This is a genomic window from Enterobacter asburiae (assembly GCF_007035645.1).
In the GTDB taxonomy this organism is placed as follows: domain Bacteria; phylum Pseudomonadota; class Gammaproteobacteria; order Enterobacterales; family Enterobacteriaceae; genus Enterobacter; species Enterobacter asburiae_B.
This window is the reverse complement of the sequence record NZ_AP019632.1, coordinates 3,487,703-3,501,974: the sequence shown is the minus strand read 5'-3', so window position 1 is coordinate 3,501,974 and position 14,272 is coordinate 3,487,703. Positions and strand designations below refer to the sequence as shown.

At 57.8% G+C, this 14,272-nt stretch carries 14 protein-coding genes and 1 other RNA gene; 10 read left to right on the top strand and 5 right to left on the bottom strand.

What is annotated here, in order from left to right:
- The first annotated feature begins 22 nt into the window (after positions 1-22).
- Positions 23-361 carry a P-II family nitrogen regulator gene (gene glnK / locus FOY96_RS16780; RefSeq protein WP_008503304.1) on the top strand — a complete coding sequence of 113 codons (339 nt, stop codon included), beginning with the start codon at positions 23-25 and terminating at the stop codon, positions 359-361.
- Between the two features lie 35 nt (positions 362-396).
- Positions 397-1,686, top strand: a complete 1,290-nt coding sequence (gene amtB / locus FOY96_RS16775; protein ID WP_023310584.1) for an ammonium transporter AmtB — start codon at positions 397-399, stop codon at positions 1,684-1,686.
- A gap of 189 nt (positions 1,687-1,875) precedes the next feature.
- Here the strand turns inward: amtB and tesB are convergent, their stop codons facing one another.
- On the bottom strand, positions 1,876-2,736 hold the full coding sequence (gene tesB, locus FOY96_RS16770; protein ID WP_023334719.1) for an acyl-CoA thioesterase II: 861 nt from the start codon (positions 2,734-2,736) through the stop codon (positions 1,876-1,878).
- 200 nt (positions 2,737-2,936) lie between these two features.
- Between tesB and FOY96_RS16765 the strand changes: the two genes are divergently transcribed.
- Entirely contained in the window at positions 2,937-3,464 is a 528-nt protein-coding gene (locus tag FOY96_RS16765) for a YbaY family lipoprotein (RefSeq protein ID WP_008503301.1), read from the top strand.
- Positions 3,465-3,497: 33 nt separating this feature from the next.
- Here FOY96_RS16765 and FOY96_RS16760 read toward each other — a convergent pair whose 3' ends face one another.
- Positions 3,498-3,809 (bottom strand): MGMT family protein, encoded by a 312-nt coding sequence (locus FOY96_RS16760; protein ID WP_029741631.1) that lies wholly within the window; start codon positions 3,807-3,809, stop codon positions 3,498-3,500.
- Between the two features lie 170 nt (positions 3,810-3,979).
- Here FOY96_RS16760 and ffs point away from each other — a divergent pair.
- From ffs to FOY96_RS16745, 3 genes are all read left to right on the top strand, one after another.
- An RNA gene (gene ffs / locus FOY96_RS16755) (signal recognition particle sRNA small type) lies at positions 3,980-4,076 on the top strand.
- A 260-nt stretch (positions 4,077-4,336) separates the two neighbouring features.
- Complete coding sequence (locus tag FOY96_RS16750) at positions 4,337-4,588, top strand: hypothetical protein (RefSeq protein ID WP_023310587.1); 252 nt, start codon at positions 4,337-4,339, stop codon at positions 4,586-4,588.
- Complete coding sequence (locus tag FOY96_RS16745; protein WP_023310588.1) at positions 4,585-4,800, top strand: hypothetical protein; 216 nt, start codon at positions 4,585-4,587, stop codon at positions 4,798-4,800. The genes FOY96_RS16750 and FOY96_RS16745 overlap by 4 nt, the downstream gene beginning before the upstream one ends.
- Before the next feature lie 81 nt (positions 4,801-4,881).
- Here FOY96_RS16745 and yczR read toward each other — a convergent pair whose 3' ends face one another.
- Positions 4,882-6,303, bottom strand: a complete 1,422-nt coding sequence (yczR, locus tag FOY96_RS16740) for a MocR-like transcription factor YczR (protein WP_143347463.1) — start codon at positions 6,301-6,303, stop codon at positions 4,882-4,884.
- A gap of 86 nt (positions 6,304-6,389) precedes the next feature.
- Here yczR and yczE point away from each other — a divergent pair, with 86 nt between their 5' ends.
- The 3 genes from yczE (at position 6,390) to FOY96_RS16725 (ending at position 11,341) form a co-directional block, all read left to right on the top strand.
- Positions 6,390-7,001: a membrane protein YczE gene (yczE, locus tag FOY96_RS16735; protein ID WP_143347462.1), complete on the top strand. Its 612-nt coding sequence runs from the start codon at positions 6,390-6,392 to the stop codon at positions 6,999-7,001.
- A gap of 77 nt (positions 7,002-7,078) precedes the next feature.
- A complete protein-coding gene (locus tag FOY96_RS16730; protein ID WP_143347461.1) occupies positions 7,079-8,149 on the top strand; it encodes a LacI family DNA-binding transcriptional regulator in 1,071 nt (356 codons plus the stop codon).
- A gap of 102 nt (positions 8,150-8,251) precedes the next feature.
- Positions 8,252-11,341 carry a beta-galactosidase gene (locus FOY96_RS16725; protein WP_143347460.1) on the top strand — a complete coding sequence of 1,030 codons (3,090 nt, stop codon included), beginning with the start codon at positions 8,252-8,254 and terminating at the stop codon, positions 11,339-11,341.
- A 38-nt stretch (positions 11,342-11,379) separates the two neighbouring features.
- On the opposite strand, the gene FOY96_RS16720 is transcribed toward FOY96_RS16725, so the two are convergent.
- Positions 11,380-12,207: a nickel/cobalt efflux protein RcnA gene (locus FOY96_RS16720; protein WP_143347459.1), complete on the bottom strand. Its 828-nt coding sequence runs from the start codon at positions 12,205-12,207 to the stop codon at positions 11,380-11,382.
- Positions 12,208-12,341: 134 nt separating this feature from the next.
- Between FOY96_RS16720 and FOY96_RS16715 the strand changes: the two genes are divergently transcribed.
- Positions 12,342-12,614, top strand: a complete 273-nt coding sequence (locus FOY96_RS16715) for a metal-sensing transcriptional repressor (protein WP_023310594.1) — start codon at positions 12,342-12,344, stop codon at positions 12,612-12,614.
- Here FOY96_RS16715 and FOY96_RS16710 read toward each other — a convergent pair.
- Positions 12,607-14,172 (bottom strand): EAL domain-containing protein, encoded by a 1,566-nt coding sequence (locus tag FOY96_RS16710; RefSeq protein ID WP_047061248.1) that lies wholly within the window; start codon positions 14,170-14,172, stop codon positions 12,607-12,609. The genes FOY96_RS16715 and FOY96_RS16710 overlap by 8 nt on opposite strands.
- Between the last annotated feature and the right edge of the window lie 100 nt (positions 14,173-14,272).

Below are 14,272 nucleotides of genomic sequence, written 5' to 3'. Positions count from 1 at the left end.
GAATTCTGACTGGAGGGGATCTATGAAGCTGGTTACGGTTGTAATCAAACCATTCAAACTCGAAGACGTGCGTGAAGCGTTGTCTTCAATGGGTATTCAGGGACTGACTGTCACCGAAGTGAAAGGCTTTGGTCGTCAGAAGGGTCATGCCGAGCTTTATCGCGGGGCGGAATACAGCGTTAACTTTCTGCCAAAAGTAAAAATTGATGTCGCGATTGCTGACGATCAGCTTGATGAAGTCATTGATGTCATTAGCAAAGCGGCCTATACCGGCAAAATTGGCGACGGCAAAATTTTCGTTGCCGAACTGCAGCGCGTCATTCGCATCCGTACCGGCGAATCTGACGAAGCGGCATTGTAAATAACGCCTGGCACACAGTGATAGGGATCGAGAAAATGAAGATAGCAACACTTAAAACGGGTCTGGGTTCGCTGGCTCTGCTGCCGGGCCTGGCGCTGGCTGCTACCCCTGCGGTGGTCGACAAAGCCGATAACGCCTTTATGATGATCAGCACCGCGCTGGTGCTGTTCATGTCAATTCCGGGCATTGCGCTGTTCTACGGCGGCCTGATCCGTGGCAAAAACGTTCTCTCCATGCTGACGCAGGTTGCCGTGACGTTCGCACTGGTCTGCGTGCTGTGGGTGGTTTACGGTTACTCGCTGGCGTTCGGCACGGGCAACGCGTTCTTTGGTAACTTCGACTGGGTGATGCTGAAAAATATTGAGCTGACCGCGCTGATGGGCAGTTTCTATCAGTACATCCACGTTGCGTTCCAGGGCTCCTTCGCCTGTATTACCGTCGGGCTGATTGTGGGCGCGCTCGCCGAGCGTATCCGTTTCTCTGCCGTGCTGATCTTCGTGGTGGTCTGGATGACGCTCTCCTATGTGCCGATTGCGCACATGGTCTGGGGTGGCGGTCTGCTGGCAACGCACGGCGCGCTGGACTTCGCGGGCGGTACCGTTGTACACATCAACGCCGCGGTAGCGGGTCTGGTGGGTGCCTACCTGATTGGCAAACGCGTGGGCTTCGGTAAAGAAGCGTTCAAACCGCACAACCTGCCGATGGTGTTTACCGGTACGGCTATCCTCTACTTTGGCTGGTTTGGCTTCAACGCCGGCTCGGCAAGTGCAGCAAACGAAATCGCCGCGCTGGCCTTCGTGAACACCGTTGTGGCGACGGCGGGTGCAATCCTCTCCTGGGTGTTTGGCGAGTGGGCGGTACGCGGCAAACCTTCTCTGCTGGGTGCCTGCTCGGGTGCCATTGCCGGTCTGGTTGGCATTACGCCAGCGTGTGGTTATGTCGGAGTGGGTGGCGCGCTGCTTGTCGGCCTGGTGTCCGGTCTGGCGGGTCTGTGGGGCGTGACCGCACTGAAACGTGTGCTGCGCGTTGACGACCCATGCGATGTGTTTGGTGTCCACGGCGTGTGCGGTATCGTGGGTTGTATCATGACCGGTATCTTCGCCGCGAAATCGCTCGGTGGCGTGGGCTACGCAGAAGGCGTGACCATGGTTCATCAGGTGCTGGTGCAGCTGGAAAGTATTGCTATCACCGTTGTCTGGTCTGCCGTTGTGGCCTTCATTGGCTATAAGCTGGCGGATATGACGGTGGGTCTGCGCGTACCGGAAGAGCAGGAGCGCGAAGGTCTGGACGTCAACAGCCACGGCGAGAATGCGTATAACGCCTGATAAACAGCAAAACGGCAACCCAGGTTGCCGTTTTTATTGTGTATTCCCTCTCCCCGTGGGAGAGGGTCAGGGTGAGGGCATCAGGCCGCACAAGGCAAAAGCAAAACGGCAACTTCGGTTGCCGTTTTTAATGTGTATTCCCTCTCCCCGTGGGAGAGGGTCAGGGTGAGGGCATCAGGCCGCACACAATCACCCGCGATTACGCATTACCCCTTCCTGCACCGTAGACGCGACCAGCACGCCGTCCTGAGTATAAAATTCCCCGCGCACAAACCCGCGCGCGCTCGACGCTGACGTACTCTCCACGCTGTAAAGCAGCCACTCATTCATGTTGAACGGGCGGTGGAACCACATGGAGTGATCGATCGTCGCGACCTGCATCCCTTTTTCCAGGAAACCAACCCCGTGCGGCTGCAGCGCCACCGGCAGGAAGTTGAAATCTGACGCATAGCCGAGCAGATACTGATGCACGCGGAAATCTTCCGGCACGGTCCCGTTGGCACGGATCCAGACCTGGCGCTTCGGTTCGGCGGTATGGCCTTTCATCGGGTTGTGGAACTCAACCGGGCGGATCTCCAGCGGCTTATCGCAGAGAAACTTCTCTTTGACCTGCGGCGGAAGCAGATGCGCCAGCGCGCGGGCGATATCCGTCTCTGATTTTAAAGAGTCGGGCGACGGAGCCGGGGGCATCACTTTTTGATGTTCGTAGCCGGGTTCCGGCGCCTGGAAAGAGGCGGTCATGTAAAAGATCGGCTTGCCGTTTTGAATGGCCGCTACGCGGCGTGCGCTGAAGCTGTTGCCGTCTCGCAGGACTTCAACGTCATACACAATCGGTTTTGCGCTATCGCCAGGGCGTAAGAAGTAGCTGTGGAACGAATGCACCAGACGGTCTGCCGGGACAGTCTCCTTTGCTGCGTACAGAGCTTGTCCAACGACTTGCCCCCCGAAGACCTGGCGTAAGCCGAGATCTTCGCTCTGTCCGCGAAAGAGTCCTTCCTCAATTTTTTCCAGATTCAGTAATGTCAGCAGATTGTTCAGTGCCTGACTCATAGTTGTCCTCAATAAACGCCGTAGCGAAAGATAGGCAGAGTATAACGCAGAAATGAAAGTGGTCCGATGGGTAGAATAATCTGAATATCGGCACGTTTTCAGGCATAAATCGGTGATCTGTGCCACACTTGAATACGTTATGTGATTGAAACGACATCGGATGGGATCGATCCCGCTGGTGCATTGATAAGGAGACTTCAATGAAACTCGTGCCCATGCTAAGTGGTGTAGCTATTGCGGTGGCGTTGTCCGCCTGTGCCGGTAAAAGCGCCCAAGTGCCAGTACCAGCAGCCGACCCGAACGGGATTAATACCCTTTCGCAGCAATCCATTCAGCAGCCTAATGTTTCCGGTACCATCTGGATTAAACAGAAAGTGGCGTTGCCGCCGGATGCGGTACTAACCGTAACGCTGTCTGATGCTTCTCTGGCCGACGCACCGTCGAAAGTCGTGGCCCAGCGCGCCGTTCGTACTGAAGGTAAGCAGGCGCCGTTTAGCTTCGTGTTGCCGTATAACCCGTCGGACGTGCAGCCTAACGCCCGTATCCTGCTGAGCGCAGCGGTAACCATCAACGGCAAGCTGGTCTTTATCACCGATACGGTCCAGGAAGCGATCAACAACGGTGGGACAAAAATCGACCTGAACCTGGTGCCGGTGCAGCAGACCGAAGTGCCGGTCGCACCGCAGACCAATCAGCCGTCTCTGCCAACTCCACCGACTCAGATGTAATTTCTGCATTTCCCCTCTCCTCCGGGAGAGGGGTCAATATACCCAGCGAAACTTCTGCAAATCGATCTGACCCGACCCTGACACCTGCACACCCTCTGAAAGTAACGCCTGACGCTGACGCTGAAGATCCGGCCCGGTGAGTGAAATGGCGCCATGACGGTTCACCACCCGATGCCAGGGCAGCGTGCTGCCTTCCGGCAGCCGTTTCAGGACGCCTCCAACCTGTCGCGCCGCGCGCGGGGAACCGGCCAGACGCGCGACATCACCATAGGTGGTGACGTAGCCTTCCGGGATTGAGGCCACGATTTGCCATACGCGCTGTGGAAAGGAGTCGTGTTCGTCCATACCTTTACCTGTGGGGAGTTTCTGGAAAGCTATGGTAAACGAAGATCTTCATGATTGCTGCGCCTGTTTGCGCAAGAAACCAGCATCCGGTTGCTGGTCGCTTGCAATTGGGCTTTAGCACAGGGATAATGCGCCAGCGCGTTGGTTATCAACGCTCTCAATGGGGGCTCTGTTGGTTCTCCCGCAACGCTACTCTGTTCACCAGGTCAGGTCCGGAAGGAAGCAGCCAGGGCAGACGACGTGTGTGCCGGGATGTAGCTGGCAGGGCCCCCACCCATTTGTGGCCTCGTAAGATTCTTCAGCTTCATCTCTCCCTCAAAGCATTACTCCACAATAAAACTACGCCTGTATCGTGTAATATATATTTCATTGCACTGAAATATTATTGTCATAAACCTGTAATAATAGACTGTCATTTTATAATCGGACGGTTATTTTGTTCCATAACTCAAAAAAATATATATCTGGATAACATTGTTAAGTTCGTGTATTAAATAAAGTACTTATTCCGAAGGGAAGTGACAAACATGGCTACAGCGGTATTAAACGTTAAGATTGATGACGCGCTAAAAGAAAGACTTCGCCATTATGCGGAAGTCAATAACGAGAATTTAAGCGTGACGACAGAGAAACTGCTGCTGCTGGCGTTCGAAGCAGTAGAAGAGGCGGGAGTATCGGAAGAGGATATTGATAATCAGCATACGGAAGAAGAGAGTGTTTCTCCTTTTACTCCTAAAGAAATCAAGGCTCTACGTAAACTTCTGAAGAAGAGAAAATGAAACAACAACTGTCAACCGCCAGTGACTACAACGAGGCCTGCGATCTGTTGCGTTCAGGCTACGTGAAGCATGTACGTCTTGGCTGGAATGTTGGAAGCGATGAGTTCTTTCGTATTGCGTCTGACTGGTGTGATACCGGTGCAAAAATAAAGAAAGACGGTGATAACTTCGTTATTTCACTAAAAGGCTTTCCTATTCCTCCTCAGCATTAAACCCTGACCAGTGAAAACTGCTGACTGCATATATTACAGTCAGCAGTTTTTATTTTATGATCTGCTTCAAATATTTAAATATCAGATCACGCTGCGTTTTAACGATGGCACGTTTTTATTCAGGGCGAGCCATAACGGTTTGATCCTCAGCAACGCCTGCTCAAGCTCTGTCGATTCCAGCGAGAAGGGCATACGTAAATAGCGGTCAAACGCCCCCGATAAACCAAACCGCGTCCCGGTTCCCAGGTTAATCCCGATTATTTCTGCCCGTGCGGCAAGCTGTGTCGCCAGCATGCCCGGGAGCTCTATCCAGTAAGATAGCCCGCCTTCCGCCTCGTGGAATTTCCACTCCGGGAAATGTTCGCGCAGCAGGTCACCGCATCGATCGCGCCGTTCCGCCAGCATCTTCCGGCGTGCGGGCAGAAACGTCTCGCTGTTGTTAATGAGCCACCGCATTGCCAGCTGTTCGAGCAGCGGCGAGCCTAAATCCAGAGTATCCCGCGTCTGGGCAAGGGTGGCGATGATGCGCGATGAGGCACGGATCCAGCCGAGACGCAGCCCGCCCCAGAAGCTTTTTCCGGCAGAGCCTAAGGTGATGACGGTGGCCTGCGGGTTAAAGGCGGCCAGCGGTGGCGGGGGAGGCGCATCAAACCAGAGATCCACCATCGTTTCATCCACCACCAGCGCCGTGCGGGTTTGGGCTGCAATATCCGTGATGGCCTGACGGGTGGCGATATCCATACAGCGCCCGGTCGGATTATGAAAATCTGGCATCAGGTAGGCCAGACGCGGCGCCGTCTGGGCAAGCGTTGCGGCAAAGCCATCCGTATCCCAGCCGGTTTCCGGCAGCGACACCCCGACTGGCCGACACTGCGCCCCCTGAATGGCGGCAATCGCCAGCGGATAGGTGGGGTGATCGACCACGACGCGGTCCCCCGGCCCGGTCATCATCCGCAGCACCAGCGCAAAGCCGCTGACGGCGCCATTGACCACCATCACTTCATCTGCGCGGGTGGGAAGACCCCGCGCGGTATAGCGCGCAGCGATGGCCTCCCGCAGCGTCGGTAGCCCCAGCTGATCGTAGCCCGTCAGCGAGAGATGCGGGGTAATGGCCGTGAGCGCATGGGCATAAGCCTGATGGATCTCCGGCCCGGCATTCAGGGCGGCAGTGGAGAGATCCAGTGCGGCGCTCGCCGCGGAAAGGGTGGGAACGGCGCGCGTGTCAGGGAGAATGACCCGTGACCCGCTGCCGTGGCGGCTTTCAAGGTACCCCTCTTCACGCAGGTGGGCGAGCGCGCTGCTGATGGTGGTTCGGCTCACGTCCAGCGCCGTGGCCAGCTCACGCTCGCCCGGCAGCCGCGTATTCAGTGCCAGACGCCCATCAAGAATTAACAAACGCAGCGCGTCGGCCAGCTGTCGCCAGAGCGGGGTGCGGGATGAGGCTTGCTGCCAGTGGCCTAAAAGGCGTACCAGAGACTGGCTTCCGAAGCGACGTGATGACATATGCAGTCCACTATTTGAAAACTGGACATTAATCATAGTGCCATTTTAGGTCAGGATGAAAGCATGGTTCACTGGAGAAGATAAAAATGGTACGTCGTCTGCTACAACTCTATGTCGGTTTAGGACTGTATGGCCTTTCCACCGCGATGTTTATTCGTTCCGATTTGGGTGTCGATCCCTGGGATGTGTTTCACCTCGGGGTGGGGATGCAGCTGGGGATGACTATCGGGACGGTGATCATTGTGACCGGCGCGGCGGTGCTGCTGCTGTGGATCCCGCTGCGCCAGATGCCGGGCCTTGGCACGATCAGCAACGTGATTTGTATCGGTCTGGCGGCGGACGCCAGCATGGCGCTTATCCCGGAGCTGGATTCGTTACCCGTTCGAATTGCTTTCCTGGTGTCGGGCATCGTGATGAACGCGATTGCGACCAGCATGTACATCGGGGCCGGTTTCGGGCCAGGCCCGCGCGACGGCCTGATGACCGGCATTCACGCCCGGCTGGGGTGGTCCATTCGCAGCGTGCGTACCTCAATTGAGGTATCCGTTCTGCTGATTGGGTGCGTGCTTGGCGGCACGTTTGGGGTGGGAACCGTACTGTATGCACTGACCATTGGCCCGCTTATCCAGCTCTGCCTGCCCTGGTTCCGCCAGAAGCCACGCATTGCGGAAATACCCCAGCCGGAGCGGGGTGTTTAATTTTGCGAAGCGCTCACATGTTTTAACGGCGTCGCTGTGCCAGAATAGACGCTTCGAAAATCGCGATGCCAGAAAGCATGAAAGCAATCACTCTCTATGATGTCGCCCTCCTTGCGGGGGTTTCTTATCAGACCGTTTCCCGCGTCATTAACGACGCGGAACATGTGTCTGCCCGCACGCGAGAAAAGGTGCAGCAGGCGATGGCGGAGCTGCACTACGTTCCTAACCTTCGGGCGCAGCAGCTGGCGGGGAAACGCACCCGTACGCTGGGCCTCATCACCACCGATCTGGCCCTGCACGCGCCTTCGCAAATTGTGTCGGCGGTCAAATCGCGTGCGGCGGAACAGGGGGCGAGCGTCCTTATCTCCATGGTAGAGCAACCCCAGCAGTGTCAGGCCGCGCTTCAGGCGCTGCTGGCACAGCGGGTGGACGCGCTGCTGGTGAATGTGCCGCTTGACGATCCGCTCGCCGAAGAGCTCGGGGCGCTGGCGTCGCCCGTCCCGGTGCTGTTCCTCGATGTGGCGCCCTCAGCGCGGGTAAACAGCCTCGTGTTTAACGCGGAGCAGGGGGCGCGTCTGGGCGTTGAGCATCTGCTTTCTCTGGGGCATCAGCGCATTGCCCTGCTGAGCGGGCCGGAAAGCTCGGTCTCTGCGCGGGCGCGCCTGGCGGGCTGGAAAGCGACGCTGGCGCTGGCGGGTCTTAATGCGACGGCTGTGGCCTACGGTGACTGGAGCGCGGCCAGCGGATATGAGAAGGGGCACGTGCTGCTGTCGGGTGCGGCATTACCGGACGCGATTCTGGTGGCGAACGATCAGATGGCGCTCGGGGTGATGCGCGCCTGCGCGGAAAAAGGTATCGCGATCCCTGGCCAGCTTTCGGTGGTTGGGTTTGACGATACGGCCGACAGCACCTGGTTTTCCCCGCCGCTGACAACCATTCGTCAGGCGTTTCGCGAGGCGGGCGAACGCAGCGTGGAGTGGCTGCTGGCGCCTTCCGGGGGCGAAGCGTGCCGGCAGGTTCAGCTGCCGGTGACGCTGGTTATCCGTCATTCCAGCGCGCGGCGCAACCCTAAGCAGGCCGAACGTGAGGATCTGGCGCAGCAGCTCAGAAGCCTGGCACTGCTTGCCGAGCAGATTGCCCGCAAATAAAACTTTGTGATCGGACTCGCTACCCCGCGATTGAACGCTTTACCGTTGCCCGGTGCCAGGGCATGTTAACCAAAATTGTGAGCGCTTCGCAAAGAGGTTACTATGTCCACCACTTCACCGCTGACCCTCAGCGCCATTCTGGCCCGTCGGGACTGGGAAAATCCTGGCGTCACCCAGTGGAACCGTCTGGCCGCACACGCGCCGTTACACAGCTGGCGCAATGAGCCCTCTGCCAGAGAGGACGCTGGATCCATCAGCAGGCAATCTCTGAACGGAGTGTGGCAGTTTAGCTTCTTTACCGCGCCGGAACGGGTTCCTCAGGCATGGGTAACCGAAGATTGCGCGGATGCCGTTGCGATGCCCGTGCCGTCTAACTGGCAGATGCAGGGGTTCGACACGCCCATCTATACCAATGTCACCTATCCTATCCCCGTTAACCCGCCTTTCGTGCCGCAGGAAAACCCGACCGGTTGTTACTCGCTCACATTTGAGGTGGATGACGCCTGGCTTCGAAGCGGGCAGACCCGCATCATCTTCGACGGCGTGAACTCGGCGTTCCATCTCTGGTGCAACGGGCAGTGGATGGGCTATTCCCAGGACAGCCGATTGCCCGCCGAATTTGACCTCTCGGCGGCCTTGCGCCCCGGGCAGAACCGGCTGGCGGTCATGGTATTGCGCTGGTGCGACGGCAGCTATCTGGAAGATCAGGACATGTGGCGCATGAGCGGCATCTTCCGCGATGTGACGCTGCTGCATAAACCCAAGACGCAGATTGCCGATTATCACGTGGTGACGGACCTGAATGCGGAGCTGGACCGCGCGGTGCTGAAGGTGGATGTCGCGCTGGCAGGCGCTGGCTTTGCAGACTGCGAGGTGGTCATGACCCTGTGGCGCACGGGTGAAAAATGCGCCAGCGTTTCCCGGCGTCCAGGATCTGCCATCGTCGACGAGCGCGGCAGCTGGGCAGAGCGCTTAACGGCGGCGATCCCTGTTGACCAGCCCGCGCTCTGGAGCGCTGAAACGCCAGAACTGTATCGCCTGACGATTGCGCTTCTTAACCCGCAGGGTGAGGTGCTGGAGGTTGAGGCGTGCGACGTGGGCTTCCGCCGCGTTGACATCGGCAACGGCCTGCTGAAGCTCAACGGTAAACCGCTGCTGATCCGCGGGGTTAACCGACACGAGCATCACCCGGAAAACGGTCAGGTGATGGACGAAGCGACCATGCGCCGCGATATCGAAATCATGAAGCAGCACAACTTCAACGCCGTGCGCTGCTCGCACTACCCTAACCATCCGCTGTGGTACCGGCTTTGCGACCGATACGGGCTGTACGTCGTTGACGAAGCCAATATCGAAACGCACGGCATGGTGCCGATGAGCCGCCTTGCTGACGATCCGCGCTGGCTGCCCGCCATGAGCGAGCGCGTGACCCGCATGGTGCAGCGCGATCGTAATCATCCCTCGGTTATCATCTGGTCTCTGGGCAATGAGTCGGGCCACGGCGCGAATCACGATGCGCTGTACCGCTGGCTGAAAACCACCGATCCTACGCGTCCGGTGCAGTATGAAGGCGGCGGCGCGAACACGGCGGCGACCGATATTGTCTGTCCGATGTACGCCCGGGTCGATCGGGATCAGCCCTTCCCGGCAGTGCCTAAATGGTCAATCAAGAAATGGATCGGCATGCCGGACGAAACGCGCCCGCTGATCCTCTGTGAATACGCCCACGCGATGGGAAATAGCTTTGGCGGGTTTGCGAAATACTGGGAAGCGTTTCGCAGCCATCCTCGCCTGCAGGGTGGGTTTGTCTGGGACTGGGTCGATCAGGCCCTGACGAAACGGGACGAAAAGGGCAACGCGTTCTGGGCCTACGGCGGAGACTTCGGCGATAAGCCGAACGATCGGCAGTTCTGTCTTAACGGGCTGGTGTTCCCCGATCGCACGCCGCACCCGGCGCTGTACGAGGCGCAGCGCGCCCAGCAGTTCTTTACCTTTACGCGGGTCAGCACCTCTCCGCTGGTGATTGAGGTGCAAAGCGGCTATCTGTTCCGCCACACCGATAACGAAGTGCTGAACTGGACGGTTGCCCGGGACGGGGACGTGCTGGCCGCGGGTGAGGTGACGCTCTCGATGGCGCCTGAAGGCACCCAGCGTCTGGAGATTGACCTGCCGGCGCTGAAAGCCGGGCCGGGAGAGATCTGGCTGAACGTTGAAGTACGCCAGCCGCGGGCAACGCCGTGGTCTCCGGCTGACCATCGCTGCGCGTGGGAGCAGTGGCCGCTTCCGGCTCCCCTCTTTATTGCTCCGCCAGCCCCGGCGGGCGAGCCGCCGGTGTTAACGCAAAGCGATCGCATTCTGGAGATCGCCCATCGTCAACAGCGCTGGCAGTTCGATCGCGCAACCGGAAACCTGTCCCAATGGTGGCGAAATGGCGTTGAAACGCTCCTTTCACCTCTGACGGACAACGTCAGCCGCGCGCCGCTGGATAACGACATTGGCGTGAGTGAAGCGACGCAGATCGATCCGAACGCCTGGGTTGAACGCTGGAAAGCGGCGGGCATGTATGAACTCACCTCGCGCGTTCTGCACTGTGAGGCACGGCAGCACGCAGGCGACGTGGTGGTCACAACCCAGCACGTGCTTGAGTATCGCGGCAAAGCCCTGTTCATGAGCCGTAAAGTCTGGCGGGTGGACGATCGTGGCGTTCTGCATGGCGATATTCAGATTGACGTTGCGTCTGATATCCCTGAACCCGCGCGCGTTGGCCTGAGCGTTCATCTTGCCGAAACGCCGGAAAACGTTCACTGGCTGGGGCTGGGGCCGCATGAAAACTACCCGGACAGAAAGCTGGCGGCGCAGCAGGGTCGCTGGACATTACCTCTCGAGGCCATGCACACGCCGTATATCTTCCCGACGGAAAATGGTTTGCGCTGCGATACCCGGGAACTTGTGGTGGGAACGCATCAGCTGAACGGCCGGTTCCATTTCTCGGTGAGCCGCTACGGCCAGCAGCAGTTGCGTGAGTCAACCCATCATCATCTGCTGCGCGAAGAGTCGGGATGCTGGCTCAATCTCGATGCGTTCCATATGGGCGTGGGCGGCGACGACTCCTGGAGCCCCAGCGTCTCTCCGGAATTCCTCCTGCAGACACGCCAGCTTCGCTATACCTTCAGCTGGCAGCAGAACCCTTAACTGACCAAGAGATGCGGCCACAGAGCGTGGCCGCAGTCTTACGCCAGAATGCCGCTCAGGCCATGCAGGCTCATGTAAATCCCTACTACGGTAATCAGCGCAGCGGAGATCCACGGCGCTTTACGGGATAATTCGCTAAACCCGGGCCAGCGTTTGGTCGCGTGCTTGAGGCTTAAGGCCGCAATCGCGCCGGAAGCGACCAGCGTTAACGCCAGACCAATACTGAAGCTGAACACCAGCGTCGCGCCGAGGGCGAAATGCTTCAGCTGCAGGCAGATCAGCAGCACGGTGATGGACGCCGGACAGGGGATAAGCCCGCCGGTCAGGCCAAACATCACGATCTGGCCTGTGGTGACGTTTTGACCGCTGAAGCGCCGGTTAATATCCTGCGCGTGAGCGCGCTGGTGGGCGTCCTGCCACTCTTCTTCAACCAGCGAGTGTTCGTGGTGGTGGTGGTGATGATCATGATGGTGGTCATGGTCATTGTGGTGGTGATCATGGTCGTGATGATGATGATCGTGCGGCTGGCTCTCTTTCCAGGTTCGCCACGCCATCCACAGGGCGATCGCAACGATCAGCACTCCGGAGATCAGCTGGAACCAGGGTTCGGACGTGTGCGCATCCCAGCCCCGACCAAACCATAATCCCGCCATCGCAACGAGCCAGACCACCGCCGTATGGGAGAGCGTGGCCGCCAGGCCTAGCAGCACCGCCTGTTTCAGCGTGCCTCGGATGGCAACAATAAAGGCGGCCATCATTGTTTTTGAATGGCCCGGTTCCAGGCCATGTAGCGCACCGAGCAGGATAGCGCTGGGAACAAACAGCCAGGCGTTGCCCTGCTGAAGGAGTGAAGCAAAATCGGTCATGGGAAATTCCGGAGTGGAAAGCGTGCGGAGATACTACTCCCCCCCAGTAGTTCAATACTACCCCCCAGTAGAAAAATACTCGGGGGGAGTAGAGCATGATATGCTTTAAAAGCCAAAAAATAAGGGGTACAGAGATGTCACATACCGTTCGAGACAAGAAGATGTTACTGACTCGCCTGAAGAAAATTCAGGGGCAGAGCACCGCGCTGGAGAAAATGCTCAACAGCGATCACGAATGCGCCGAGGTGTTACAGCAGCTGGCGGCGATCCGCGGGGCGGTCAATGGCATGATGATGCAGGTGATCGAAGGGCATTTAACCGATCATGTGGTGAAAGAGCCTGAAGAAGCGCAGCGTGAAGCCGATCTTGGCGTGGTGTTGCGGGTGATGAAATCCTATCTCAAGTAGCGTGCGTGCCGAGGTTATTTTCTGCCCAGAGAATAAATTCCGTTTTTGGCAGCGCTTTGCTGTAGTACCACCCCTGCCCGTACTGCACGCCGTGTTGGTGTAGCCAGGCGAGTTGCCCTGCGGTTTCGACGCCCTCCGCCACCATCGCCAGCTTCAGCGACTTCGCTATTTCAATGATGTGCGGCGTCACGTTTTTATACTCCAGCGCATCCACGAACGATTTATCAATTTTTAGCGTATCGACGTCCAGATCCTGCAGATAGCTCAGGCTGGAATAGCCCGTGCCAAAATCATCAATATAAACAGGGTGGCCTGAACGGCGAAATGCGGCGATAGCCGGTGCGCTAATTTTGGGATCGGCAAAGCCGCGCTCGGTGAGCTCCAGGGCGATTTGCCGGGGGTGGATCTGCCACTTGTTCAGGAGCTGGCTCAGCAGAGGCGGCAGGATGCCGGAGGTTAAATCGGCAGGGGCGAGGTTAATGGAGATATGCTGATCCGGATAGCGTTGCAGCCAGTGGCCCATATCTTCAAACACCTTTTCGATGACTAACTGTGTCAGCTTCGAGATGAGCCCCGTTTGCTCGGCAAGGGGGACAAAAATATCCGGCGAGAGGCAGCTTCCGTCCGGCTGAGGCCAGCGCGTCAGCGCCTCAGCGCCCACAATTTTTCCGCTACAGAGCGCTACGATGGGCTGATAGTGGACCACAAAATCCCGGCTGTTAATGGCGTCAAGCAGGCGATTGCGCGGCGACTGGATACGCCGCAGGATCCGCAGGACAAACAGTGCGGCGAGCAGGCTTATCAACATGCCGAACGGTAACCAGAAAAGAAGCTGCCGGTGCCAGGTTTCAGCCAGCGGTTTGAGCGTTGCCCATGCTACGACGGTAAATCCAAGCTCAGGTACAGACTTCATGACGTACATTGAACCGTTGTACTGCACGCTTTTCACACCCCGCTCCTGAACCATGTCGCGGATGTGAGAGTCGAGCTTGCTGCTGCTGGCAAATATGCGGTGCGTTGCGCTTCCTACCAGGGCGGCATCAATCGCTATCTCGCCGAAAGGGATCACGTCCACCAGCGAGGCAGGATCGATCATGACAAGGTAGTGGCCTTTTCCCAGCACCGTCATGTAGCGGTTAAACCCAAGATCGTTTTGCGTGGTCAGCCACGCGCTGTAACCATCTTCGGTAATGCGCATTGGAGGAGGGAAAGGGGACGCATGACTGGTTTGCTCCAGGGAGGAGCAGAGCGGTCGAAGGTTGTCGATATAAATCACTTCCTGGACATATCGCCACGAGAAAGCGACCCGGCGCATTTCCCGCAATTGCAAGGGGCTACACGGCACGCCCTCAAAGGCCTGCAGGTGATCGAGCGCTTCTTTTGCCTGATCCACAACCCTGTCGGTGCGAACCAGCACGCGGGAGGCATAGTTATCCAGCGCATCGGCGAATTTATCTTCCGCCTGGCGATGGGCCAGCCAGATGCTCAGGCAAATGGGGACCAGCACAGAAAAGATAAGTACGCCAGTCACCAGACTGACCAGATGTCGGGTTTTCATGCTGTCGTGTCCTTCCTCGTATGCCCGTTCCTGGGCATTGAGTTCCCTGCCTGAAGAGAAAGATTTTACCGCGAAATGATATAGTTATAGCACGTGGTTG

Coding starts and splice junctions, on each gene's coding strand:
- FOY96_RS16710 (WP_047061248.1), bottom strand. CDS start 14,172: ATGAAAACCCGACATCTGGTCAGTCTGGTGACTGGCGTACTTATCTTT.
- FOY96_RS16720 (WP_143347459.1), bottom strand. CDS start 12,207: ATGACCGATTTTGCTTCACTCCTTCAGCAGGGCAACGCCTGGCTGTTT.
- FOY96_RS16750 (WP_023310587.1), top strand. CDS start 4,337: ATGGCTACAGCGGTATTAAACGTTAAGATTGATGACGCGCTAAAAGAA.
- FOY96_RS16730 (WP_143347461.1), top strand. CDS start 7,079: ATGAAAGCAATCACTCTCTATGATGTCGCCCTCCTTGCGGGGGTTTCT.
- FOY96_RS16715 (WP_023310594.1), top strand. CDS start 12,342: ATGTCACATACCGTTCGAGACAAGAAGATGTTACTGACTCGCCTGAAG.
- yczE (WP_143347462.1), top strand. CDS start 6,390: ATGGTACGTCGTCTGCTACAACTCTATGTCGGTTTAGGACTGTATGGC.
- FOY96_RS16725 (WP_143347460.1), top strand. CDS start 8,252: ATGTCCACCACTTCACCGCTGACCCTCAGCGCCATTCTGGCCCGTCGG.
- glnK (WP_008503304.1), top strand. CDS start 23: ATGAAGCTGGTTACGGTTGTAATCAAACCATTCAAACTCGAAGACGTG.
- amtB (WP_023310584.1), top strand. CDS start 397: ATGAAGATAGCAACACTTAAAACGGGTCTGGGTTCGCTGGCTCTGCTG.
- tesB (WP_023334719.1), bottom strand. CDS start 2,736: ATGAGTCAGGCACTGAACAATCTGCTGACATTACTGAATCTGGAAAAA.
- yczR (WP_143347463.1), bottom strand. CDS start 6,303: ATGTCATCACGTCGCTTCGGAAGCCAGTCTCTGGTACGCCTTTTAGGC.
- FOY96_RS16760 (WP_029741631.1), bottom strand. CDS start 3,809: ATGGACGAACACGACTCCTTTCCACAGCGCGTATGGCAAATCGTGGCC.
- FOY96_RS16745 (WP_023310588.1), top strand. CDS start 4,585: ATGAAACAACAACTGTCAACCGCCAGTGACTACAACGAGGCCTGCGAT.
- FOY96_RS16765 (WP_008503301.1), top strand. CDS start 2,937: ATGAAACTCGTGCCCATGCTAAGTGGTGTAGCTATTGCGGTGGCGTTG.